General features: G+C 64.8%; 25 protein-coding genes. 7 read left to right on the top strand and 18 right to left on the bottom strand.

Translation table 11 applies throughout. The features are described 5' to 3' along the window. The 3 genes from VMV82_00630 to glpX form a co-directional block, all read right to left on the bottom strand. Positions 1 to 861, bottom strand: an 861-nt coding sequence (locus VMV82_00630; protein ID HUY40062.1) for a nitrilase-related carbon-nitrogen hydrolase, incomplete at its 3' end; no start/stop codon positions are given. Next, on the bottom strand, positions 845 to 2,320 hold the full coding sequence (locus VMV82_00625; GenBank protein ID HUY40061.1) for an FAD-dependent oxidoreductase: 1,476 nt from the start codon (positions 2,318 to 2,320) through the stop codon (positions 845 to 847). The genes VMV82_00625 and VMV82_00630, both read right to left, overlap by 17 nt. Further along, positions 2,317 to 3,249 carry a class II fructose-bisphosphatase gene (gene glpX / locus VMV82_00620; protein HUY40060.1) on the bottom strand — a complete coding sequence of 311 codons (933 nt, stop codon included), beginning with the start codon at positions 3,247 to 3,249 and terminating at the stop codon, positions 2,317 to 2,319. Before glpX ends, VMV82_00625 begins: the two co-directional genes overlap by 4 nt. A gap of 54 nt (positions 3,250 to 3,303) precedes the next feature. On the opposite strand from glpX, the gene VMV82_00615 reads away from it, so the two are divergent. Genes VMV82_00615 through VMV82_00600 form a run of 4 tightly spaced genes read left to right on the top strand, consistent with a single transcriptional unit; the run spans position 3,304 to position 7,448 of the window. Then, a complete protein-coding gene (locus VMV82_00615) occupies positions 3,304 to 4,818 on the top strand; it encodes a mannosyltransferase family protein (protein HUY40059.1) in 1,515 nt (504 codons plus the stop codon). Between the two features lies 1 nt (position 4,819). Then, the gene (locus tag VMV82_00610; GenBank protein ID HUY40058.1) at positions 4,820 to 5,236 is read left to right on the top strand and encodes a GtrA family protein; all 417 of its coding nucleotides are present in this window, start codon (positions 4,820 to 4,822) and stop codon (positions 5,234 to 5,236) included. Next, on the top strand, positions 5,229 to 6,812 hold the full coding sequence (locus tag VMV82_00605; GenBank protein HUY40057.1) for a glycosyltransferase family 39 protein: 1,584 nt from the start codon (positions 5,229 to 5,231) through the stop codon (positions 6,810 to 6,812). The genes VMV82_00610 and VMV82_00605 overlap by 8 nt, the downstream gene beginning before the upstream one ends. Positions 6,813 to 6,872: 60 nt before the next feature. Then, positions 6,873 to 7,448 carry a Uma2 family endonuclease gene (locus tag VMV82_00600; protein ID HUY40056.1) on the top strand — a complete coding sequence of 192 codons (576 nt, stop codon included), beginning with the start codon at positions 6,873 to 6,875 and terminating at the stop codon, positions 7,446 to 7,448. Between the two features lie 7 nt (positions 7,449 to 7,455). On the opposite strand, the gene VMV82_00595 is transcribed toward VMV82_00600, so the two are convergent. The 5 genes from VMV82_00595 to proS are packed head-to-tail and all read right to left on the bottom strand — an operon-like array spanning position 7,456 to position 12,219. Continuing rightward, positions 7,456 to 8,139 carry a hypothetical protein gene (locus tag VMV82_00595; GenBank protein HUY40055.1) on the bottom strand — a complete coding sequence of 228 codons (684 nt, stop codon included), beginning with the start codon at positions 8,137 to 8,139 and terminating at the stop codon, positions 7,456 to 7,458. Continuing rightward, positions 8,129 to 9,001 (bottom strand): DUF2837 family protein, encoded by an 873-nt coding sequence (locus VMV82_00590; protein ID HUY40054.1) that lies wholly within the window; start codon positions 8,999 to 9,001, stop codon positions 8,129 to 8,131. Before VMV82_00590 ends, VMV82_00595 begins: the two co-directional genes overlap by 11 nt. Then, positions 8,991 to 10,247 (bottom strand): pitrilysin family protein, encoded by a 1,257-nt coding sequence (locus VMV82_00585; GenBank protein HUY40053.1) that lies wholly within the window; start codon positions 10,245 to 10,247, stop codon positions 8,991 to 8,993. Before VMV82_00585 ends, VMV82_00590 begins: the two co-directional genes overlap by 11 nt. Continuing rightward, the gene (locus tag VMV82_00580; protein HUY40052.1) at positions 10,247 to 10,759 is read right to left on the bottom strand and encodes a hypothetical protein; all 513 of its coding nucleotides are present in this window, start codon (positions 10,757 to 10,759) and stop codon (positions 10,247 to 10,249) included. The genes VMV82_00585 and VMV82_00580 overlap by 1 nt, the downstream gene beginning before the upstream one ends. After that, positions 10,759 to 12,219 (bottom strand): proline--tRNA ligase, encoded by a 1,461-nt coding sequence (gene proS, locus VMV82_00575; protein HUY40051.1) that lies wholly within the window; start codon positions 12,217 to 12,219, stop codon positions 10,759 to 10,761. Before proS ends, VMV82_00580 begins: the two co-directional genes overlap by 1 nt. 111 nt (positions 12,220 to 12,330) lie before the next feature. Here proS and VMV82_00570 point away from each other — a divergent pair, with 111 nt between their 5' ends. Genes VMV82_00570 through VMV82_00560 form a run of 3 tightly spaced genes read left to right on the top strand, consistent with a single transcriptional unit; the run spans position 12,331 to position 16,182 of the window. After that, on the top strand, positions 12,331 to 12,906 hold the full coding sequence (locus VMV82_00570) for a cob(I)yrinic acid a,c-diamide adenosyltransferase (GenBank protein HUY40050.1): 576 nt from the start codon (positions 12,331 to 12,333) through the stop codon (positions 12,904 to 12,906). 49 nt (positions 12,907 to 12,955) lie between these two features. Beyond that, positions 12,956 to 14,476 (top strand): amino acid permease, encoded by a 1,521-nt coding sequence (locus VMV82_00565; GenBank protein HUY40049.1) that lies wholly within the window; start codon positions 12,956 to 12,958, stop codon positions 14,474 to 14,476. After that, entirely contained in the window at positions 14,473 to 16,182 is a 1,710-nt protein-coding gene (locus VMV82_00560; GenBank protein HUY40048.1) for a hypothetical protein, read from the top strand. The genes VMV82_00565 and VMV82_00560 overlap by 4 nt, the downstream gene beginning before the upstream one ends. A gap of 134 nt (positions 16,183 to 16,316) precedes the next feature. On the opposite strand, the gene VMV82_00555 is transcribed toward VMV82_00560, so the two are convergent. From VMV82_00555 to rpsB, 10 genes are all read right to left on the bottom strand, one after another. Then, positions 16,317 to 16,802, bottom strand: coding sequence for a copper amine oxidase N-terminal domain-containing protein (locus tag VMV82_00555; protein HUY40047.1), 486 nt, complete (start codon positions 16,800 to 16,802; stop codon positions 16,317 to 16,319). Continuing rightward, positions 16,799 to 17,932 (bottom strand): flavodoxin-dependent (E)-4-hydroxy-3-methylbut-2-enyl-diphosphate synthase, encoded by a 1,134-nt coding sequence (gene ispG, locus VMV82_00550; GenBank protein HUY40046.1) that lies wholly within the window; start codon positions 17,930 to 17,932, stop codon positions 16,799 to 16,801. Before ispG ends, VMV82_00555 begins: the two co-directional genes overlap by 4 nt. 10 nt (positions 17,933 to 17,942) lie before the next feature. After that, positions 17,943 to 19,106: a M50 family metallopeptidase gene (locus VMV82_00545; protein ID HUY40045.1), complete on the bottom strand. Its 1,164-nt coding sequence runs from the start codon at positions 19,104 to 19,106 to the stop codon at positions 17,943 to 17,945. A gap of 5 nt (positions 19,107 to 19,111) precedes the next feature. Continuing rightward, a complete protein-coding gene (locus VMV82_00540; GenBank protein HUY40044.1) occupies positions 19,112 to 20,260 on the bottom strand; it encodes a 1-deoxy-D-xylulose-5-phosphate reductoisomerase in 1,149 nt (382 codons plus the stop codon). Then, complete coding sequence (locus VMV82_00535; GenBank protein HUY40043.1) at positions 20,257 to 21,054, bottom strand: phosphatidate cytidylyltransferase; 798 nt, start codon at positions 21,052 to 21,054, stop codon at positions 20,257 to 20,259. The genes VMV82_00540 and VMV82_00535 overlap by 4 nt, the downstream gene beginning before the upstream one ends. A gap of 75 nt (positions 21,055 to 21,129) precedes the next feature. Beyond that, positions 21,130 to 21,339, bottom strand: a complete 210-nt coding sequence (locus VMV82_00530; protein ID HUY40042.1) for a hypothetical protein — start codon at positions 21,337 to 21,339, stop codon at positions 21,130 to 21,132. Positions 21,340 to 21,342: 3 nt separating this feature from the next. Beyond that, on the bottom strand, positions 21,343 to 21,900 hold the full coding sequence (frr, locus tag VMV82_00525) for a ribosome recycling factor (protein HUY40041.1): 558 nt from the start codon (positions 21,898 to 21,900) through the stop codon (positions 21,343 to 21,345). Continuing rightward, positions 21,900 to 22,619, bottom strand: a complete 720-nt coding sequence (pyrH, locus tag VMV82_00520; protein ID HUY40040.1) for a UMP kinase — start codon at positions 22,617 to 22,619, stop codon at positions 21,900 to 21,902. Before pyrH ends, frr begins: the two co-directional genes overlap by 1 nt. 6 nt (positions 22,620 to 22,625) lie before the next feature. Continuing rightward, positions 22,626 to 23,225: a translation elongation factor Ts gene (gene tsf / locus VMV82_00515; GenBank protein HUY40039.1), complete on the bottom strand. Its 600-nt coding sequence runs from the start codon at positions 23,223 to 23,225 to the stop codon at positions 22,626 to 22,628. A 3-nt stretch (positions 23,226 to 23,228) separates the two neighbouring features. Beyond that, positions 23,229 to 23,999, bottom strand: coding sequence for a 30S ribosomal protein S2 (gene rpsB / locus VMV82_00510; protein HUY40038.1), 771 nt, complete (start codon positions 23,997 to 23,999; stop codon positions 23,229 to 23,231). Positions 24,000 to 24,085: the final 86 nt, after the last annotated feature.

Genomic DNA, 24,085 nt, shown 5'->3' with positions numbered 1-24,085 from the left:
CAGCACCGCCTCGAGATCGCCGAGAAGCGGCAGCGAGGCGCGCGCAATATCGATCTCGCGCAGATCCAAGTCCGCGAGGAGAATGCAGGGCTCAGTCGCGGGCGCGCTGACGAGTACCTCCCCGCGCGGATCGATCGCGCACGAGGAGCCCGTCATTCCCTTGCCGCCTTCGAACCCCGTCAGGCCGGCGTAAAGAATGAAAACACCATGCTCCGATGCAGTAATAGTGAGAATCTCTCGCCAGCGAAGAATCGAGCCGAGCTCGCCGGACGACTCGACGCCACGTCCCGGCGCGGCGCTCGGTACGAGGAGAATTCGCGCGCCCTTGATCGCGGCGATCGTCGGCACGATCGCGTGCCAGATGTCCTCGCAGATCAACAGCGCCATCGTTCCAAAGCGCGTCGGGAAAACCTGAAGCCGGCGACCGCGCGAGAGAAACCGTCCTTCGTCGAACACGCCGTACGTGGGCAGAAACATCTTACGATGTACGTGGACGATGCGTGCCTTTCCGCGCTCGATCTCGAGGTAGACGGCACTGTTGTAGTACGTGCCCTCGCTGTTCTCGAAGAAGCCGCAGACCAGGTCAACGCGGCGATCTCCGCATGCGGCCTTCCACGCCCGCGCGAGATCCTCGGCGAAGCGCTGCGCCGGCAGCGCGACCTCGTAGACGGCGCCTTCAAGAAAGTATCCCGATAGCGCTGCCTCCGGTAACACGACGAGATCGACGTTCGTCGCGATCTGCGCGAACGCGCTCTGGATCGCCGCGAGGTTCTCGGCGTAGCGTCCTTTGAGTGGCTTGGTCTGGACGAGAGCGACGCGCAGGTGCTGCGCCGTCGCGGTCACGTTACGCGGGGGTTCCACTCGTTGCGACTTCCATCTGCTCGTCACCCGGCGCCTTCATTCCAAGCCGCGCCGCGCACATTTCCGCAGGGTAGGTCCAGATCTCCGCTAGCGTCGGGTGAAGGTGCGGGATCCGCATGAACTCCTGCACCGTCGCGCGGTAGTGCATTGCCACGATCATCTCGTGGATAAGCTCGGAGCCTTGGGTGCCGACGACGGTGGCCCCGAGGATCTCGCCGCTCCGCCCGTCGGCAACGATCTTCACGAAGCCCTTCGTCTTGCCGAGACACATCGCTTTGCCGTGTTCCGCGAAATCGTACCTCCCAACGACGTACGGAATCTTCGCAGCCTTCAAGGCCTTCTCGCTCTTTCCCACGCGCGCTACCTGCGGATCGCAGAAGATCGTGTGCGCCGAGAAAACGCGGTAGTCGGCGGCTTCGTCACCGTCGAGAATCGCGTTGCGCGCGGCGATCTCGCCTTGGTAGATCGCAATGTGCACGAGGAGGAACTCAGCGGTTACGTCGCCGATGGCGAATACGTTGCGTACGTTCGAACGCAACGTTGCGTCGATCTCGACGCCGCGTAGTGGACCGTACTTCACGCCGGCGGCCTCCAGCTTCAGCCCGTCGACGTTAGGAACGCGACCAAGCGCGTAGAAGATTTCCTCCGCCGCGACGGCACGCTCCACGCCGTCGACCGTGACGTGCACGATCTTTTCAGTCCCTCGACGCTCGACGCGGTCGAGCCGCGCGCCTTTGACGATCTCGATGCCGTCCTCGCGGTAGGCAGCTTCGAGCGTATCGCTGACATCTTCGTCGGAATGGCTCAGCAGTGCGCTGCGAACGACCATCGTCGTGCGGGCGCCCATGCGCGAGAGAAACTGGCCCAGCTCGCAGGCCGTATAGCCCCCACCGAGCACGATCACCGATTTCGGAATCCTCTCGAGCTCCAGGACCGCGTCGCTGTCGAGATAACCGGCTTCGGCTAATCCTGGCACGATCGGCGGCGCGACGACGCTTCCGGTGGCGATAATGAAGGACTTCGCCTGCAAAATCGTGTGGCGTCCTTCCACATGCTCGGGGTGACGCGACGATGCGGCGCCGTGATGACGCACGCGCAGTTCGTGCGCCGACACGAAGGACGCGGAGCCCTCGTAGAGCGGAAACGTCGCGATGCCGTCGATACGATACTCGGCGAACGAACGCACGAGGCCGCGCTTGCGCGCGGCGATGAACGGCACGTCCTGCGTCGCATTGCCGGCGTCGATGCCGATCGCACGCGCCTCGCGCGCGTCGTAGAGCGCGTCTGAGGACGCGAGCAGCGCTTTGCTCGGCATGCACCCCCGCAGGATGCAGAGTCCCCCGAGCGGTCCTTTGTCGACGAGGGCGACGCTTGCCCCCAGCTCGCGCGCAGTGCGCGCGGCAGCGTAGCCGCCGGAGCCGGCCCCGACGACGACGAGGTCGTAGGAGTGCTGCGTCATCGCGCGGTCATGAGATGCGTCGATTCGATGAAGCGCACGACACCGCCGGACTGCACCAAGATCGAGTGCGTCTGCGCGTGCCCGTCGAAGAAACGAACGCCATGCACGAGATCGCCGTCGGTAATGCCGGTCGCGCAAAACAGCGCGTCGCCCTTGACGAGATCGTCGAGGGTCAACACGCGGCTCAGGTCGCCGAATCCCATCGCCTTCGCGCGTTCCGCTTCTTGCGGGTTGCGCGGTTGCAGGCGGCCGAGAAAGTTCCCACCGAGGCATTTGATGGCAACTGCCGCGAGCACGCCTTCCGGCGCACCGCCGATGCCCATTGCGACGTGGATGCCCGTCGACGGAAGCGTGGTTGCGATGCACGCATCGACGTCGCCGTCTGAGATCAGGCGAATGCGCGCGCCGGCAGCGCGAACGTCGGAGATCAGCTCCTGATGACGCGGTCGGTCCAAGATGACGACGCAGATCTCGTCGATCGGCTTGTCGAGCGCGCGCGATACAGCGCGCAGATTCGCTGCAACGGGCGCGTCCAGATCGACGAAGGGCGCCGCTTTTGGGCCGACCGCGAGCTTCGTCATGTATGAGTCCGGCGCGTGAAGCAGCGCCCCGCGGTCCGCAACGGCGAGCACTGCGATCGAGTTCGGCAGGCCATTGGCTACGAGATTGGTGCCTTCGATCGGATCGACCGCGATGTCCACCTCGTAGCCACCGCGTCCGAGCTGCTCGCCGATGAAGAGCATCGGCGCCTCGTCCCGCTCGCCTTCGCCGATCACGATGCGTCCGGCAATGGTCATGTCGTTCAAGCGCTCGCGCATCTGCTCGACCGCGGCGCCGTCGGCGACGTTGCGCTGGCCACGCCCCATCCACCGCGAAGCCGCGATCGCCGCGCTCTCCGTTACCTTCACGAAGTCGAGCGAGTTGATCATATGCCTCCCTGGCTACAAGGGAAGCGGCACTTTCCCTTTTAAAGGAAGAGGCCCGTGTCTGCCGACATTCATTCGCGCTCCTCGCACGCGCGCTCGCTCGACCTCGGAGAGATCTACGCGGGTCGACTCCCGGCGCTTGTCGTTCTCCTTTCCGGAGCCACGCTTGGCTTCTTTTTCTGGTACGGTGCGATCGTGCCGGCGCACGACGCCGCCCTGAGCGAGCTCGGCCTGCTCGTTGCAGTACCGGCCGGAGCGCTGCTCGCGTATGTCGCATGGCAGGTCTACGGACGTTACTTCTCGCGCCGCGCCGGCATCAAGCTCGCGCATAGCCTACGGTACGACGCCATCACCTGGGTACCGTTCTTCGCGCTCTGGCTCTCATTCGTCTTGACGCCGTACGTCGCGAGCAGCAGCCGGCTCTTCGCCGCCGCCATCGCGCTCTTCTGCATCGGCAAAGTGCTCATCGGCGCGCGCTTCAATCAAACGGTGCGCGAAGTACTCGTCGACTTTCTCGTCTCGCGCGCCGCCATCATCATCATCGCCGAGCTCGCGGCGGTCATCATCGGTCAGCGGCCGGGCACCCACGTGCAGGAGTCGCGACACGCGCTGCTCGCCGTGTGGGGGCGCTGGGATGCCGTTCACTATCTCGGAATCGCAGCCCAAGGGTACCACGGCATCGAAGCGGCGTTCTTTCCACTCTACCCGCTCTTGATCCACATCCTCGGCGTATTCACCGGCAACGACCTGATCGCCGGACTCTTGATCTCGAACGCGGCGTTCTTCTTCGGATTGCTCTATCTCTACAAGCTGCTCGAGCACGAGTTCGATCGCGTCGTCGCGCGCCGCGCGATCTTCTATGTCTCGATCTTTCCAACGGCGATTTACTTCTCGGCGGTGTACACGGAGTCGCTCTTTTTCTTCCTCACCGTCGCCTCGTTCTACTACATGCGCTCGCAGCGATGGTGGATGGCGGGAACGCTTGGATTCTTTGCGGCGCTCACGCGCGCCGAGGGGCTGCTGCTCGCCATTCCATTTGCAATCGAATGGTTCGCGCGTTATCACAGTGAGCCGCTGCGCGGCTTGCGAGACGCTGCCGCGGGCTTGCTCATTCCCATCGGGCTCGGCCTCTACATGGCGTATCTTTGGGTGTTGCGCGGCGACGCACTCTACTTCTCGCACGTGCAGGCGCACTGGGGCCGGCAGGCAGCCCCGCCATGGGTCAGCGTCATGAACTCCTTCCACGGCATGCTCCACGCAACGGCCGGACAGACCGTCGCCAATCAAGCGCTGGAGCTGTCGTTCACGGCGCTGATGCTCTTCGTGCTGATCGGGGGATGGCGGCGCCTGCGGCTCTCGTATACTGCATACATGGCGCTCTCGGTGCTCGCACCGATGTGCACGGCCAGCTTGATGTCGATGCCGCGCTTCGGCCTCGTCCTCTTCCCGATGTTCGCGATCCTCGCACGGTGGGGCGAGCGGCCTTGGGCGAACAATCTCATCGTGGCCTTCTCGCTGCCGCTCCTCGGCCTCTTCACGGTGCTCTTCGCCAACTGGTACTGGGTTGCGTGACGTGATTGCGTCGCTCGGCCGGCGCCGCGGCATGCGCCAGTTTCTGAAGTTCTCCGTCGTCGGCGCGTCCGGCTTGGCGGTCAACCTCATCGTCTTCACGGTGCTGCAGCACTTCGATCCGCATCACGCGCAGCTAAGCCATTACGACGTGCTCTACACGATCGGGTTCTTCAGCGGCGGCGCGTCGAACTATTATCTCAATCGCGTCTGGACGTTTCGCTCGACCGGGCACGCACTACGCGAGGGGGCGCAGTTCCTCACGGTCTCCGCGATTGCATGGCTCGTCGGTCTCGTCGTCTCGTATCTCTGCGCTCCGCTGCTCGGGCACGGACATAAATTGTGGCTCGTCGCAACGGCGGCGGGAATCCTCGTCAACTTCTTTCTGAACAAGTACTGGACGTTTCGGCACGTTGCCTGAAGCGGAGAGCGGCGCCGCGCGCGCGTGGCCGTGGGTAATGGGCGCGATACTGTTGATCGCGCTAGCGTTACGGCTCCAGCACGTCCATAGCCCGTTGCTCGATCATCCGAACTGGCGGCAGGGCGACACCGCTTCGATCGCACGCAACTTCGCGCACCTGAAGTACAACATACTCTATCCGCAGACCGATTACGACGGGCCGCCACCGAACTACGTCGAACTCGAGCTGCAGATCCTGCCTTTCTTGGCGGCGACGTTCTACAAGACGTTCGGCGTGCACGAGATCTTCGGGCGTTTGCTCTCGCTTGCATTCTCGCTCGGAACGATCGTGATGGTCGGTCTCTTCGCCCGGCGGCTCTATGCAAGCGCGCTCGCGGGTCTCGCCGCCGCAGCCTTTTATGCAGTCTTTCCCGGAAGCATCTACTACGGGCGCACCTTCACGCCGGACGGCGTGATGGCGTTCTTTCTGACCGCGGCGCTCTATGCGTCCTTCCGGCTCTTGACCGAGGACGAACGCCTCGCGCCGCGGCCGCTCGCACGCACGGCGGCGCTACTCACCTTCGCGTACCTTGCGAAGCCCGTTGCGGTGCTCGCGGTCGTGCCACTGGTAAAGATGATGTGGGAGCGCGCCCGCGCTGGACGCGTTTGGCGGCCAACCGCATATGCAGTCCTGCTCTTCGTGCCGCTGCTCATTCTCTGGCTCTACGATCGCGAGGTTGCGGCGCATGCCGAATGGCATTGGGCGAGCGGGATCACCCGCCTTCACGTGCTTCCCGCGCTCGCTGCTGCGTTTACGAGCGTGCATGGCTTCGCACATACGCTGAATCTCTTCTTCGGAACGCTCGGCTTGCTGCGCGTAACGATGCTCGGCACGGCCGGTTTTGCGCTCGCCGTGCTCGCCTGCGTCGCGATCCCGTGGACGCGTCCGCGCAGCCCGCTGCTCGTGTGGGGATGGCTCGTTGCCGGCCTGCTGTACGCCTTCGTCGTCGTCACCGTCGAGCGCGTCGACTACTATCTGCTACCGTTGCTGCCCCTCGCCGCGCTCGTCATTGGCGGAGCGGTCGCGCGTCTTGCTGAGATCGCGCGCCCGTGGATCGCAAGTGCCGCTGCGGTAGCGCTGGTGCTGGCCGTTCTCCTGCAAGGTCACGGGGCGATCGCGCACTACTATCGCTACGACCGCACCGCGTACGCCGACGCGGTGCTCGTCGGGCACGCGCTGCCGCGCGGCGCGCTCGTCGTCATGGGGCACTACGGGCCCGACGTGCTCTACTACATCGACCGTTTCGGCTGGGAGGAAGACCCGTTGCTCTGGACGCCCTTCGACGAGGAGAGCGCGGTCCGCAAGGGCGCGCGCTACTACATCTCAGTCGAGGACAAACGCTTGCGCCGTAACGCAGATCTCTGCGCGTGGCTCTCGCGCTTTCCGGCGACGCGCATCGGCACGTGGCCTGTGTACCACACCGATCCGGCGCTCGTGTCGCACGACGCCGAGGCGTTCTGGGACGCGTTTCGCAGCGCGGATCGACTAGGCCGCGGCCGCGCGTTCCTCGCCGCTCACCATCGATGCGCCCAGTAGCCTATTGACGGTCGATGCGTTTCGCGTGATGCGGCGGATAAGACGCATCGTCGAAACGTGATGCCTACCGTGGTCGCTGAAAGAACGCTGCACAGATTCAACGTCGCCGAGTATGCGGCGATGATCCGCCACGGCATCCTGACGGATCGGGATCGCGTCGAGCTCATCGCCGGAGAGATCGTCGAGATGCCGCCATCGAATCCGCCGCACGCGGGCAGTGTGACGTTCCTGCACTGCTTCTTTTGTACCGCTCTCGGGCGCACGGCAACGGTCGCCAGCCAACAGACGCTCGAGATTCCACCCCACGCAATGCTGCAGCCCGATCTCATGCTTCTCGCCTGGCGCGACGATTTCTACCGCGCGAGGCGGATCCGTCCGCAGGACGTGCTGCTCGTCGTCGAGGTGGCGGATGCGAGCCTGCACTACGATAGAACGACGAAGGTACGACTCTACGCGCATGCAGGCGTGCCGGAATGCTGGGTCGTCGACCTCAGCGGAAAGGCCGTCGAACTCCACGGCGAACCCCGTGACGACCGCTACACGGGCGTGCGCGTCGCGCGCGGCAACGACCTCATCGCGCCGGCGGCGTTCCCCGACTGCCGTACGAGCGTCAAGGAGATCCTCGGAGCGTGCTAAGGAACCCTTAAGGCAGCGGCAGCAGCGATCCGCCGGTTGCGGGGAGTTGCGAGGGCTGCGGGCCGCCGGCTTGCACGAGCTGACGATACGCGATGAGTCGGTTCGTGAGGTGCGCGACCTCGAGCTGAAGCTCGTAGCTCTGTTTGATTGCCGCCGTGAGATCGGTCACGTCGTACGTATAGCCGAACCTGCGCAACCGCTTGACGAGCAGGGTATTTGCTTCGTTCAAGCGCGCGTAGCTGAGCTGCAGCTCTTGACCGGCACGTTGGTACGTCGGGTAGTTGGAGATCACGATCTCCTGCTTGAGCTTCGCGTCGTCGATCTGGCTCTTCAGCGCTTCGAGGCGCACGCTGGTCGGGTCGACGCGTAGACCTTGCGCGATCGTCGCAAGCGCGGCGTCGAAGTGTCCGTGCGTGTACTGCAGCTGCGCCTGGTCTGCCGCCGCCTCCACGAAGCCGCTCTGGGCGCGCAGGTCGTGCGGATCCACGCGCAACGCGAGCGAGTACGCGATGACCGCGTCGGATGGATTACCGTTGGAGAGGGCGAGATCGCCTTGATGCACGCGAGTGTTGACGATCCAGCGCTCGATCGGTCCGGCGCAACCGGTCAGCGAAACTGCCAGGGCGACCGCCACGAGCGCGCGCCCGACCCACCGGCATCCTTCGAGGCGAGAACTATGCTTATCGGCCATGATTCACCAAATGAGCGACGATCTTTATAGCTTCCGCGGACGGCCATAGGATCAACTGAGAAAGTACCCAGCCGATGACGGCCGTCAGCGCCAAATAGAAGACCATCGCCTTAACGTCTTCGTGAGGGCGCTCGCCCTTTACCGCCTCGTCGACGATGATCGACGACGTCGGATCGACGAAGAACGTGAAGGCCACGGTACCGATCCCGTTGATGAGGCCGGAGGTTCCAATTGCGGTTCTCGCAACCGCCGGAGCGAGCACGCTTGCGTAGTACGCGGCAACGACGCCGATCGCGTAGATACCGGTGACGACGACATTGAAGACGAGCAAGCGTTTGGGAACGCGGCGCGGCGAGAAGCTGAGCAGCTCCTTGAAGCTCGGCAGCCTGACGTGCCGCAGAACGTCGACGATGACCCGTGGATAGAAGAGCCGCACGAGCGAGTGCGGGAGCGAGCGCGTGCGTTCGAACGAACGCACGCCGCGTACGTACATGTACGTGAACATCGGCAAGAGGAGCCCGCCGATCACCGTCCCCACCGTTCCCGCGAGAATAATGAGGCGGAGTTGCAGCTCGAACGTGTGCTGGATGCCCGGAACTTCGGCGAGCGGCGCACTCTTCACGACATTGCCGGCGTGGTCCGCGAGCGGCCCGAGCATCAGCGTGTAGACCATAGTCGCGAGCCTGCTCGCGGTCACGAAGAGGTTGAAGAGAGAGATCGAGGTCGCGACGCGGCCGGTGCGCACGCCGGCAAGCCGGGCCGCATACGCGCCGATCTGAATCGCTTGGATGACGACGTTGATTGCGAGTGCGACGTAGAGCTGCCAGGTCCAAAAAGGCAGCGCCGACGCGCTATGCGGCAAAGCGACGCCGATCGAGCACGTCCTCGTCCACCGGGCCGAGCACGCACAGGCCGATGCGATCTTCCGCGAGCAGATCGCCCGCGAGCGCCTGTACCTCCTCGCGCGTGACCGCGTCGACGCGTTCCTCTACCTCCTCGGGCGTCAGCTCGCGGCCCAGGGCGAACTCGTTGCGCCCGAGACGAATCATACGGCTTGACGTTGCCTCGAGCGAGAGCGTCAAGCTTCCCTTGATATGCTCTTTCGCGCGGACGAGCTCGTCCGCGCCTACCGCGACATCGCGCATCTTCGCGAACTCTTGCGAGATCACGTCGATGCAGGTCTGCACGTTCTCCGGCGAGCTTCCGGCGTAGGCGCCGAAGAGGCCCGCTTCGCGGTATGCGGCTTGGAACGAGTACACCGAATAGACGAGGCCGCGCTTCTCGCGCACTTCCTGGAAGAGGCGGCTCGACATTCCGCCGCCGAGCAGGGTGTCGAGGACGGCGAGCTGATAGCGGCGATCGTCGCGAACGCTCAGGCTCTGCGCGCCGATGACGAGATGCGCTTGCTCGGTGTCCTTGTGCTTGAAATACGTCGTCGGCGTGGCGCGCGGCGACTCGGAGCATACGGGCGGAGACGAGCCGTCGAAGTCGCCGAAACATTCGCCGACGAGCGTGACGAACGCGTCGTGTTCGACGTTTCCGGCGGCGGTCGCCACGACGGCGTTGGGGGCGTAGAAGCGGCGCATGTGCGCGCGCAAGTCGTCAGACGTCACGGCGGAGACCGTCTCTGCGCTGCCGATCGTCGGATCGCCGAGGTTCGCGCCCTTCCACATCGTCCGGATGAAGAGATCGTGTATCTGCTCGTCGGGCGAGTCGTCGTACATCTTGATCTCTTCGAGGATCACGCGCTGCTCTTTGCTCAGCTCCTCCGCATCGAAGAGCGAGCGAAGGAACATGTCGGAGAGAACGTCCATCGCGAGCGGAACGTGACGATCGATGACCTTGGCGTAATAGCAGGTCGTTTCTTTATCCGTGAACGCGTTGAGATTGCCGCCGACGGCGTCCATCGTCTCCGCGATCTGCCGAGCCGTGCGCCGCGTCGTGCCTTTGAAGAGCATATGCTCGACGACGTGCGAGATGCCGCGGCGCTCGGTCGCCTCGGCCGAAGAGCCGACGTCGGCCCAAACGCCGATCGTCGCGGAGCGCACGGCCGGCATCGATTCCGTGATGACGCGAATCCCGCTGGGGAGAACGGTTTTGCGGTACACTACCAGTCCTGTTTGAAAGCGGCGCGTGCCCAGTCCTCGTCCCAGTAGGCGCGATCCCGGGATGGGTCGGTGCCACGGCGCACGGAGAGCGTGAAGACGGGCTTCGTCGTCGGAATCGCAAGGTCACCGCTCACGATGACGTCTCTCCCCACGACGATGGGGACCGACGCCCAGATATCGACCTCTTCCGCCCCGGGCGCCGTGGCGAAGGCCTCAGCGACGACGCGGCCCACCTCGTCCGCGAAGTCGCTTCGGCTCATCGCGCGGTGGAAGTGGGTGCCGGAGAGGCGTACGCCGATGACGACGTGACCGTCGACGCCATTGGCCGAGACCTGCGTCACTTGGGCAGGCCAGGGCGTGGCGAAGAGGCGATCGCCGATGCGAATCGCCAGCGGCTTGAGGTTGCCCGCCGCCCGAGCGTCCGCATCCAGCTCGGCGATCCCCGGGATCGCGGCGGCCGCCATTGCGCGCGCGAACGCGACGGCGAGGCAGATCGCGAGGAAGAGCCGCATCAGTACGATTGCGCGAAGTACGCGCGTACCCGAGCAGGCTCGCCGCACGCGACGCAGCGCGCCTCTCCTTCGAGGACGCGAAGGTTGCGCGTGGTCGCGCCGGTCTGCGCCTTCACGAACGCCTCGCACTCCGGGCGCCCGCACCACGCGATGTCGATCATCCCGGCTCGGCTGCTGCATCGCTCGAAGAACTCATCTCTCTCGCTCACCACGAACGTATGGGACGTCAGGAACTCCTTGGCTTGCGCGAACAGGTTCGCGTGCACGGCGTCGAGCGCTTCCCGCACGGCCTGGGCGAGGACGCTCGTGGGAACGCTGCGGCTCGCACCCTCCTCGCCCTTGCGCTTGTCGCGGCGTACGAGCGTTACGCTAGCGCTGTCAACGTCGCGCGGGCCGATTTCGATGCGCACCGGCACGCCGCGGATCTCCCACTCTGCGTACTTCCACCCCGGCGTCTGATCCCGGTCGTCGACGCGAACGCGAAAGCCGCGATCCGCGAGAGCTGCGCGCGCCTGCTCCGCCGCTTCGAGTGCGCGGCGATCGCTCGCCTTGACGATCGGAACGATCACGGCCTCCAGCGGTGCGAGCTTCGGCGGCAGCCGCAACCCACGATCGTCGCCGTGCGCCATGATGACCGCACCGAGCATCCGCCACGACATTCCCCAAGACGTCGTGTAGACGTGCTTGATCGTCTTGTCGGCGTCGGCGAACGTGATGTCGTATGCCTTCGCGAAGTTCTGCCCGAGATCGTGTGAGGTCGCCGATTGCAAGGCTTTGCCGTCGGGCATCAGCGCTTCGATCGAGTACGTCTCCTCTGCGCCTGGAAAGCGCTCGCTCGCGCTCTTCACGCCCGCATATACTGGCAGCGCAGCGACGTTTTCGGCAAAGTCGTAGTAGACGTCGAGGATCTTGAGCGTCTCCTCGCGCGCCTGCTTCGCGGTTGCATGCGCGGTGTGACCCTCTTGCCAGAGGAACTCCATCGTGCGCAGAAACGGCCGCGTCGCCTTCTCCCAGCGCACGACGTTGCACCACTGGTTGATGAGTATCGGGAGATCCCGGTGGGACTCGATCCACTGCGCGTACATCGTTCCGATGATGGCTTCCGACGTCGGGCGAATCGCGAGGCGTTCGGTGAGTTGTTCGCTGCCGCCCTGCGTCACCCACGCTACCTCCGGCGCGAAGCCTTCGACGTGCTCCGCTTCCTTTATCAACAAGCTCTCCGGGATGAGCAACGGGAAATAGGCGTTCTCGTGGCCGGTCGCCTTGAAGCGCGCGTCGAGCTCGCGCTGAAGGTTCTCCCACAGGCCAAAGCCGTACGGGCGCAAGACGACGCAGCCACGTACCGGCGAGTAGGAGACGAGCTCCGCGCGCAGACAGACGGCGGTGTACCACGCGGAGAGGTCGTCGCCTTTGCGCGGCACTTCTTTGACGACGGGCTGCTTCGAAAGCTCGACGGACACGACCGGCTGGCGTTCGCGCGCACGCGCGACGGCCCCTGGCGCCCTTCGACTGCCACGCTTCGCGCGGCGCTCAGGGTGAGAGCGGCGCAACGGCGAAAGCACCGCTTCGAGATGGCTAAGCACACGCGCATCTACACGCGCACCGGAGACGACGGCTCGACGGGACTCTACAGCGGCGCCCGCGTCCAGAAGCAGAGTCCGCGCATCGAAGCATACGGGACGGTCGACGAGCTGTCCAGCGCAATCGGCGTCGCCATCGGTGCGTTCGGCCAGGATGGACTCGAGATCGTGCGGTGGCTCGAATGGGTGCAGGACGTGCTCTTCAATCTCGGAGCGGAACTCGCAACACCGAGCGGATCGGCGCGTACTGTGCCGGACGTACGCGACGACGACGTCGCAGCGCTCGAGCGCGCGATCGACGAAGCCGAAGCGACGCTTCCGGCGCTCGACACCTTCATCCATCCCGGCGGCGCGCCCGCGGGAGCATCGCTGCACTTCGCGCGAACGGTCTGCAGACGCGCGGAGCGCCGCGTCCTCACGCTGCGCGAAAGCGAGGACGACGTCGATCCGACGGGGCTGCGCTATCTCAACCGCTTGAGCGACGCACTCTTCGTGTGGGCGCGCGCGGCTAATGCAATGCTCGCAGTACCGGAACGTCGCTGGACCAAGGACGCCTCGCCGCCATAGGCTTCGAGGCGGCATGACAAGGAGGCGCCCCCTGCGAACGCTCCGTCCTATGTCCTTCCTGAGCCGGCTCGTCGCTACGACGAACCTGGAACAGCTGCGCGCTTTGGCCCAGCGCAAGATTCTGCGGCGGGCGCTCTCCGGCCGCGACCTCGTCGCGATCGGCCTCGGCACGATGATCGGCGGCGGCATCTTCACCACGATCGGCACGGCGGTCAAGGGAGCCGGGCCGGCAGTGATCATCTCGTACCTGCTCGCCGCCCTCACCTCGTTTTTCGCGGCGCTCTGCTACGCGGAGCTCGGCTCGATGGTGCCGATTGCCGGCAGCGCGTACACGTACGCCTACGCAACCCTGGGCAAGCTCGTCGCGTGGGTCATCGGCTTTGCACTCATCTTCGAGTACGGCATCAGCGCCGCGCCGGTTGCGCAGCAGTTTTCCGCGTCTTTTCAGGACGTGCTCAAGGCCGCGGGCATCACGCTCCCGGCGTGGGCGCAGCAGTCGGCGCTCGCAATGCACGGGCCGTGGTGGCAGTTCTGGAGCTGGGATCTCCTGCATTCGCAGTACGACCTGATGGCCGCGGTCTTCGTCATCGCACTCTCGCTCTTGCTTTCGATCGGCATTCGCGAGTCGGCCACGGCGAACAACGTCTTCGTCGTGTTGAAGATCGGCGCGCTCCTCGTCTTCATCGGCGCGGGCGCGCTGCTGTTCCACGCGGGGAACTTCCATAACTTCAACCCGATGGGCTGGGGCGGCCTGAAGCCCTTCGGCGGCATGGCGGATTTCTCGTCGGCGGTGCAGCCGTACGGCATCGTCGCCATCGGTGCGTTCGTATTCTTCAGCTACATCGGCTTCGACACGGCGACGACGACCGCCGAGGAATGCCGCAACCCGCAACGGGACATCCCCACGGGCGTCATCGGCTCGCTCGCGATCGGGACGCTGCTCTACTGTGCGACGGCAGTCGTGCTGCTCGGCGCGATGCCGTGGAACAAGGTTCCGGTGAAGGACCCGCTCGTGGTGGCGCTCACGCCGCTGCACGCGCCGTGGGTGGGCTGGATCGTCACCGTCGGCGTGCTCGCGGGAACGACGAGCGTCGCGCTCGCGTCGCTGCTGGGCCAGTCGCGCATCTTCTACGTCATGGCGCGCGACAAGATGCTGCCTCCTGCTGTTGCATACGTGCATCCGCGCTTCAAGACGCCGATTTACACGACGCTCATCACGGGCGTGGCCGTCGCCGCCCTCGCGCTCATCGTCCCGCTCGTGCAGTTGCTCAACCTCGTGAACATCGGCACCTTGAGTGCATTCTCCGTCGTCTGCGCCGGCGTACTGTACTTGCGCGCGAAGCGGCCCGACATTCCGCGCTCCTTCAAAGTGCCGTTCGTGCCGCTCTTCCCGGTGCTGGGGATCGTGCTGTCGATGTTCCTCGCGATCTTCGGGCTCTCGACCATCACCTGGGAGTGGTTCGTCGGCGCGGTCATCGTCGGCCTCATCTTCTTCTTCAGCTACGGGTTCTGGAAATCGAATCCGGCAGAGATCAAGCCCGTGGAGGAGCCGGAGGGGCTCGCGGAATGACCGCGATACGCGCGATCGTCGTCCTCGGCATTTCGGCGCTGCTCGTCGCCATCGTCGGGCCGCAACTCTTCGTGAACCCGTCGACGCCGTACGCGGGGATATCGCTCATAAGCAACGGCGTGCAATCGCGCCTCGTGATTCGCGTGGATCGCCCCTCGCCGGCATATCGAGCGAGGCTACGTACCGGCGATACCATCTCGTGTTTGTCCGTACGCGATTCTGCAAGGCTCTTCGATCCCTATTCCCCGAACGTCGAGTATACGGCGGATCCGATCTCGCTGTGCGCGCGTCACGACGGCGCCTGGCGCGACGTCAGCTTCGTGCCAAAGCCACTACCGCCGCCCGGCCTCATGTACGGAACGGCGGGACTCGCGGCGCTGCGCTTGGCCATCTACGTGCTCTTTCTCTTCGTCGGCTGCGCGCTCGTCATGGCGCGGCCGAGCGTGATGACGTGGCTTCTCTTCGGGTTCTGCGCTGCCAATATTCCGTGGGCCGCTCCGCAAGGCATGCTCGTCTGGCTTGCGCCGGCACTCTACGCGGTCGTCGCGATACTGGCTCAACTGCTGACGTGGACCGGATCTGGCCTCCTTGCCCTCTTCACGCTTCTCGTCCCGGACGACCGCGTGCCGCATGGCTGGCGACGCACCGCGTTCAGAGTCCTTGCCGTCGCGACCGTTCTGACCGGAGTCTTTGCAGTCATCACGACCCTTTGGACGAGCGTGAGTTTCACGCCGATCCAGAACTGGATCGACGAAGGCTTCACCGCGCTCACGGTGCTGCTCGTCGTCGCACGCCTAGCGACGATGGAGCGCCAGGAGCGAGCCCGCTTCGGCTGGGCGGCGTTTGCCATCATCATCGGCGTGATCTGCAACGACGTGAGAACCGTCGTCGCGAACAATACGATTTCCATCGCGGCTGCGGTTCTCACCGTCCTCATGCCGCTCGGCCTGATGTACGCGATCCTGCGCCGGCACGTGATCGACGTGCGCTTCGTTCTCAGCCGCACGGTCGTCTACGGCGTCATCACGACCGTCGTCGTCGGCATCATCGGTCTCGTCGACTGGGCGACGAGCGCGTATCTCTCGCAGGTGCGCGTCGCACTGGCCGTCGACGCCGCCGTGACGATCGGCCTGGGCATCGCGCTGCATCGCAGCTACCGATGGATCGAGTACGGTGTCGATTTTCTTCTCTTTCGCAAGAAGCACGAGGCTGAGGCCTACCTCCACCGCCTTGCGCGAACGCTGCTGCGCGCTGACCGGGAGCAGACGGTCGACCGCGCGCTCGCGCACGATCCGTACGAAAAGCTCGACCTCACGATGGCGGCCCTCTTCCGTGTGCAGGGCACCAACTACGGGGTGGCGTCGGCTGCCGGGTGGGATGCAAGCGACGCGATCGCGTTCGAGCGCGAGCACGATCTCGTGCGCTTCCTCGCGACCGAGCGAACGCGTCTTGCGATTCGGGACCTTCGCAGCCATGTGACCGCCGAGTTCGTAGAATCGGGCGTCCTGCCCGCGATTGCGATCCCCATCTTTCGCGGCGACGATCTCTTCGCGTTCGCCGTCTACGGCTTGCACCGCGACGGCACGCAGCTCGATCCCGACGAACTCGACGTGCTCGAGCGCCTCTGCGAAACGGCCGCGCAAGCCTATATGCGCATCGAGAACGTTCGCTACCACGCGCTGCTGGAACGCCCGCTGCCGGCATGACGTAACGCATCGAAGTCGCCTGGACGTTTTGCAGCGTTCGCGCTCGTCATGCTGGTGCTCGTGTGGTAAGTATGATGAGGTGGACGTCATGACGAGTTCGTCGATAACCTGATCGTCTCCGATCGCCCGCGAAATTACTGCGTGACGGAGGTGAGGTTTGCGGCCGGCGGCGCTTCGCCGATACCTGGCGTCATGACGTTGACGCGGCCGGCAACTGGATCGTAGCTCACCCGTACGCCGAATGCGCGTGCGATCGTGTGCAATCCGACCATCACGCGGCCGCGGACCTGGAAGGGCGAGTGGTCGAGCGTCATTCGCATGCCGTCGAGCGTCGCGTGCACGTCGCCGACGCGCAGGCGCAGGGCGTCGCTGCCGCGCACGACGACCACGCGTCCGGTCTTGCGATCGAAAAACGTGCGCGCGCCGAGTGCGTCGGCGATCGAGCGCAGCGGCACGTAGACGTCGTCGGGTGCGGTCGTCACCGGGGGCACGTCGCTTTCGAGGCGCGCGCCGTCGACCACGACCGTGACGGGCCGCGAGACGAAGAGCCCGATCGACGCCACCAACGCGATCACGGTCGTGAGAGCAAGCAACTTGACTGAAGGCAGCGCGTAGGTCACGGCGATGCCGAAAGCTCGTGGGCGTATGCGGGATATTTTTCTGCGATGACCTTCTCGATCTCGAGGCGCAGCATGTCCAAGAGCTGATCCTCGGGATAGGTTCCGACGAGCTCTCCCGCACGGTAGATCGCGCCCTTGCCCTTCCCGCCCGCAACGCCGACGTCGGCCATCTTCGATTCGCCGGGGCCGTTGACGACGCAGCCCATGACGGCGACCTTCACCGGGGCGGTGTACTCTTTGGCGATCTTCTCAACTTGCTCGCCGAGCTCGAGCACCGAGATCTCGGCGCGACCGCACGACGGACAGGCGGTGATTTCGAAGCCTTTCTCGCGTAGGCCGAGCGACTTGAGGATCGACCAGCAGACGGGCACTTCTTCTATGGGATCGGCGGCGAGCGAGACGCGCAGCGTGTCGCCGATGCCCTCGTAGAGCAAGATGCCGAGTCCGATCGAGGATTTCACGGTTCCATCGCGCAGCAGGCCCGCTTCGGTGATGCCGAGGTGGAGCGCGTACGGCGTGCCGCGCTCGCGCAGCGTCTGATCCATCAAGCGGTACGCGTCGACGGTCGTGTTCACGTCATGCGCTTTGAGCGAGATGATGATGTCCGTATGGCCGTGCTCTTCGAGGATCTCGACGTGGCGAATCGCCGAGCCGACCATCGCTTCGGCGGTATGGCCGAGCGTCTTCTCGAGATCGGGCGCGAGCGAGCCCATGTTGACGCCGATGCGCATTGGGATCCCGCGCGCCTTCGCCGCATCGACGACCTCGACGACTTTCTTGGGATCGCGAATGTTCCCGGGATTCAACCGCAGCTTCGCCACGCCCGCTTCGATAGCCGCGAGCGCCATCTTGTGGTCGAAGTGGATGTCGGCGACGATCGGCACCGGGGAGCGATGGACGATCGCGGGCAGGCCTGCGGCATCGGGCGGATCCTTGACGGTGACCCGGACGACTTCGCAGCCTTCCATCGCGAGACCGTAGATCTGCTCGAGCGTTTTGTCGGCATCGGCGGTGTCGGTCGTGGTCATGGACTGCACGACAATCGGGTGATCGCCACCGATCCACACGGATTTCGCATCGGTTTTTCCGGTCTTGTTCTGAAGAAAGACCGGCTTGCTCTTGCGGCGCAATCTGAGCACGCTAGAAGGCTCCCTGTCCCGCAACGATGCGCATGATGTCGTGCAGCGCGATGACGAGCATGAGGACGAGCAAGACGGCAAAACCCGCCAGATGCACCATGCCCTCGCGCTCCGGATCGACGGGCTTGCGCCGAATGAGCTCAGCGACGATGAAGGCTCCGCGGCCGCCGTCGAGCGCTGGAATCGGCAATAGGTTGAAGACCCCAAGCGCGAACGAGATCGTCGCCGCGAGCGCGAGATAGGGTCCCCAACCGAAGCTTTGAATGGTCGTCGCCGCCTGTCCCATGCCGACGACGCCCGTCACTTGACTCGAGTATTTCGGGAAGTCCGTCGCCAGCAAAGCGATGCTGCCGAAGACATTGCTTGCGATGTCGCCGTACTCCTTCGCGCTCACGACGAAGGCCTCGCCGAATCCGACGCGCGCGAACGCGGGGAAGGGTGAGAAGCCGATACAGCCCTTCTCGCGCTCCTGCGCTCGAACGGGCTCGAGCGACGCGCAGCGCACCGGCGTCGCGTCGAACTCGTACCGCGCGCCGTTCCGCACGTAATCGAGGGTGACGCGCCTGCCCAGCGAGCCGTTGATCGCGGTGACGAGCGCATCGCCGTTCGTGACCGGTCTGCCGTCGAGCGCGACGATGCGATCGCCGGGCCTGAGGCCGTGAAGCGCGGCGGGCGAGTGGGGCACGACCTGCCCGACGACCGCCTGCGCGCTGCTCGGGCTCTCGACGCCGAACGCGAACGCGCCCAAGAGCAGAATCACGTACGCGAGGATGAAGTTCGCGAGCGGCCCTGCGACGATGATGGAGAGCCGCTGCCACGGCGATTTCGCCTGGAAGTTGTCGGCGTCGAGCGGTTGCACGTGCTCCTCGCGCTCCTGCTGAAACTCACGCTGCTGCGCCGCCTCGCTCGTCTTCGCGTCCTCGCCGTGCATCGCGCAATAGCCGCCGATCAGCAACGCCCGCACCGAGTACTGCGTTCCGGTGCGCGGGCTCTTCCAGCCGAAGATCTTCGGGCCCATGCCGACCGCGAACTCGTTGACGCGCACGCCGTTGCGGCGCGCGAGAATGAAATGCCCGAGCTCGTGCAGCACGACGAGCACCGAGAGCATCACGAGAAACGTGACGACTTTCAGGGTTCCGTCCAGCGTGACGATGGCAAGCAGCATATCTTTTACGTCGTTACCTTCCCAATGATCCCCTCGGCGCACGCGCGAGCGCGCCGGTCGGCGAGACGAACGCCGTCGAGAGTCAGCTCGCCGTCGTCCTGCCGAAGAACCTCACCCATGACCCGCTCGATCAGGCGTGCGATCTCTCCAAAGCGCATCTTCCCTTCTATAAACGCCTCCACGGCGACTTCGTTGGCAGCCGAGAGGACGGCCGGCGCCGCGCCACCGCGGGCGAGCGCCTCGTAGGCAAGCCCCAGACACGGGAAGCGCTCGAGGTCCGGGAGCTCGTAGTCGTAGCGAATTGCGGCTTCCCCGGGCTTGCCGCCGATCGCGAGCAGCTCGCTCCCGCCCTCGAACGGGGACCAGGTGAGGCGCTGCGGGTAGGCGAGGGCGTAGCCGATCGGCAGGCGCATGTCCGGCGCTGCGAGCTGCGCCTTCACGCTCCCGTCGGCGAAGAGCACGAAGCCGTGCACGATGGATTGCGGATGGACGACGACGCCGATTCTCTGCACCGGCATTCCGAAGAGACGGCTCGCCTCGATGACCTCCAAGCCCTTGTTCATCAGCGTCGCCGAGTCGATCGTGTTCTTGTGCCCCATGCGCCACGTCGGGTGCGCGAGGGCCGCCTCGACCGTCGCGTTCTCGATCTCCTGGCGCGGTGCGCGCAGAAACGGGCCGCCCGACGCGGTGAGCACGATGCGCTCGACGCTCTCGTGCGTCTCGCCGATCAGACATTGAAAGATCGCGCTGTGCTCGCTGTCGACCGGAAGAATGCGCGCGCCGCACTTCGCGGCCAGGCGCATCAAGAGCTCGCCCGCAGCGACGATCAGCTCCTTGTTGGCGACAGCGACATCGATCCCGCGTTCGACGGCGGCGAAGATCGCGTCGAATGCGACGGCGCCGTCGGTCGCGGCCAGCACGACGTCGGGATTGCTCTCCACAGCGACGCGATAGAGGCCGCTCTGTCCGTCTTGCGCGCTCGCCGTGACGGCGCACTCGAAGCGCTGCGCCTGCTCGCGAAGCAGATCGACGTTGCGGCCCGCCGCGAGCGCAACGACGTCGAAACGATCGGGAAAGCGCGCGATGACGTCGAGCGCCTGCGTGCCGATCGATCCGGTCGAGCCGAGGATGGCGACGCGCTTGCGCTCGCTCATTGCATCTTCAGCAATCCGACGAGATGCAGCGCCGCGAAGAACGCCGTGCCCCCGAAGAGATACGAGTCGAAGCGGTCGAGCATGCCGCCATGCCCCTGGATGACGGAGCCCGCATCCTTAACGCCGGCGTCGCGCTTGAGGGCCGATTCGACGAGGTCGCCGGCCTGCGCCGCGACGTTCGTGAGCACGCCGATTACCGTACCTTGCCAGAGCTGCAGATGCAACTGGGGAATTAGCGCGAGCGCCGTTGCAACGGCCCCGACGAGCAGCAGCGATCCTACCGAACCTTCGACGGTCTTTTTCGGTGAGATGCGAGAGAAACGATGGCGCCCGATCGCCGTACCCACGAACATGCCGAAGATGTCGCTGAGCGCGACGAGCACGATCGCGTACATCGTCCAGGCGAAGCCGTCGTACGGAATCTGCCGAATGAAGATGAAGTACGTCAGCAGCTTGCCGATATAGAGCACGGCGAGCAGCGTGTTGGCCGTACGCGCGAAGTACCCCGACTCCTCGCCGTACATTCCGATCGCGAACGCCACGACGACGATGCCGGCGACGAGCACGCCCTCCCACTTGTGCAGCGTGCCGAGGCTCGCAAAGAGCGCGTACAGGAAGACGCCGAGCACCGCGACCGGGTATTCGAGCGGCTGTCCCTTGACTTCACACAGCTTATCGAGCTCGTAAAGGCAGAAGAGCGCGATGACGAGGACGAGTAGATAGAACGTCCACGGCATGAAGACGCAGGCGAAGCCGACGGCGGCCAGCAGCAAGCCGACGATGACGCGTCGCATCGTGATGGGATTACCCGCGCGTTGCGCGGACGGCGTCAGCGTTCGGTCGATGTCCCGATGCTTCGCGTGGCCCGGTCAGGCTGCCTCGTAGGCATCGTAACCGAGCACGAGCTCGACCAGATCGGCGCCGTCTGGCCCGGTCGCATCGCGCACCCGAAGCACCCGCAGCGCTCCCGAAGCGAGCCATGCCCCAAAGGGGGCGAGCACGACGTAGCGCAGGCGGCGATCGCGTAGCGCATACCGCGCCTCGACGTCGCGTGCAAGAATGAGATCGTCCTTCGGCAAGCGTCAGATCTCCATGATTTCTTTTTCTTTGGCGGCGGTCAGCGCGTCGATCTCTTTCGTGTACTTGTCCGTCACCTTCTGCAGCTGATCGGTCATGCGCTTGTTGTCGTCCTCGGTGATCTCACCGTTCTTCAGCTGCGCCTTGACGCCGTCGTGCGCGTGGTGGCGCACGTTGCGCACCGCCACTCGGCTGTCTTCGGCCTTCTTCTTCACGACCCGCACGAGCTCTTTACGCCGCTCTTCAGTGAGCTGCGGGACGCTCAGACGAATCGTCGCACCGTCTATGTTGGGTGTAATGCCGAGATCGCTCTTCTCGATCGCCTTGCGGATCTCGCCCACGACGTTCTTGTCCCACGCGCTGATGACGATGGTGCGCGCGTCCGGCGTCGAGACGCCGGCAACCTGTTTGAGCGGCATCGGCTGCCCGTACGCTTCGACGTGGATGCGGTCGAGCAACGCGGCATTCGCGCGCCCGGTACGAATCGCCGCGAACTCGGCCCGGCAGGCTTCGACGCACTTGCTCATCTTTGACTCGACGTCATCAAAAAAGGGGTCGCTCACTACAGTGGGGCTCCCACATAGCTGCCGATCGCATCGCCGTGCACGACGCGGCGGATGTTCCCGCGTACGGACATGTCGAAGACGATGATCGGCAGGCTGTTATCCATGCAGAGCGCCATCGCCGTGGAATCCATCACCTCGAGGCCGCGCTGCAGCACGTCCATGTAGTCGAGGCGGTCCAAGCGGATGGCGTTACGGTCCTTCTTGGGATCGGCGGAGTAGATACCGTCGACCTTCGTGGCTTTGAGGATCGCTTGCGCCCCGACTTCCACCGCGCGCAGCGCGGCGGTCGTGTCGGTCGTGAAGTACGGGTTGCCCGTGCCCGCTGCGAAGATGACGATGCGCCCCTTCTCGAGATGGCGAATCGCACGCCGCCGGATGTAGGGCTCGGCTATCTGGTGCATCGCGATCGCGGTCTGGACGCGCGAGGGCACCTTCATGCGCTCGAGCGCGTCCTGCAGCGCGAGCGCATTGATGACGGTCGCGAGCATGCCCATGTAGTCCGCGGTCGCGCGATCCATGCCCGCGTCCTCGTGAACCTTCCCGCGCCAGATATTGCCGCCGCCGACGACGATCGCAATGGAGACGCCCTCGCGGCTCGTGTCCGCGATCTCCTCGGCCATCGCTCGCGTCCGGGCGACGTCGACGCCGATACCGTTCTCGGCGAACGCTTCGCCCGAGATCTTCAGCAACACGCGCGAGTACTTGCGGTCGGCCAACGGCGGCTACTCCTCTCCCAGCGCGAACTTCGCAAAGCGCCGGATGCGGATGTTTTCGCCCAATGCTCCGACAGCGGCGTTGATTCGATCGCCCACCGTCATATCGTCGTCCTTCACGAAAGGCTGATCGAGGAGTACCGTCTCCTCGTACCATTTGTTGAGCTTGCCCTCGACGATCTTCTCGGCGATCTCTGCCGGCTTGTTCGCAGGAACTTCGTCGCGCAGCTGCGCGCGCACGCGCGATACCTCCTCTGCCGGCACGGCCGTGCGATCGACGTAGCGCGGCGACATCGCCGCGATATGCATCGCAACGTCACGCGCCAGCTCCGCGAACTTCGGGTTGCGAGCGACGAAGTCGGTCTCGCTATTGACCTCGACGAGCACGCCGATCTTTCCGCCCGCGTGTATGTAGCTCGCGACGACGCCTTCGTTGGCGACGCGCTCGGCCTTCTTCTGCGCCTGCGCGGCGCCGCGCTCCAGCAAGAGCTGCCTCGCGCGCGCAACGTCGCCGTCCGCCTCGACGAGCGCCTTGCGGCAATCCATCATCGGGGCGTCGGTCAACTCCCGCAGGCCTTTTATTTCCTCGGCTTTCGGTTGATACGCCATCGCTTACTGTATGGTTCCGGTTTCGACGTGGGCGGGCTCTTCGCCGTAGGCGTACGGCGTAGCGTATCGCTGCTCTTCGTACGCGCTCTCCGTCTCAGTTCTGCCCTCGATGATCGCGTCGGCGATCTTGCTTACCATCAGCTTCACGGCGCGTATCGCGTCGTCGTTGCCGGGAATCGGATAGTCGATCTCCTCCGGGTCGCAGTTCGTGTCGATGATCGCGATGATCGGAATCTTCAGCTTGCGCGCCTCGAGCACGGCGATGCGCTCTTTCTTCGGGTCGACGATGAAGAGCGCGTCGGGCAGGCGATGCATGTCCTTGATGCCGCCCAGAAAGCGCTCGAGCTTGCCCATCTCCTCTTGGAGCTTCGCGACCTCTTTCTTGGGAAGGCGATCGAAGTCGCCCTGGAGCTTCATGTTTTCGAGCTCGCGCAGGCGATTGATGCGCTTCTGGATCGTCGCGAAGTTCGTGAGCGTGCCGCCGAGCCAACGCTGATTGACGAAGAACGTGCCGGCGCGCTCCGCCTCTTCGCGGATCACCTCTTGCGCTTGCTTCTTGGTCCCCACGAAGAGAATGACTTTGCCGGCTACGGCCATCTGCTTGACGGCGGCGTACGTCTCGCGCAGCTTCTGCACGGTGAGCGCGAGATCGATGATGTAGATGCCGTTACGCTCTTGGAAGATATACGGCTTCATCTTCGGATTCCAGCGGCGCGTTTGGTGACCGAAGTGGACTCCTGCCTCGAGGAGCTCTTTCATGCTGATGACGGACACGAGGGTTCCCTTTCTGGCCCCTGCCGCTTGCCTCCCTAGCGTGCAGCCTTTCTGTGGGGCCATAAACGCCCTTCTTCCTATAGTGA

Source organism: Candidatus Dormiibacterota bacterium, from assembly GCA_035532035.1.
Lineage (GTDB): Bacteria > Vulcanimicrobiota > Vulcanimicrobiia > Vulcanimicrobiales > Vulcanimicrobiaceae > Tyrphobacter.
Note: the sequence above shows the minus strand (reverse complement) of the source record. Positions and strands in the feature narration are given on the sequence as shown.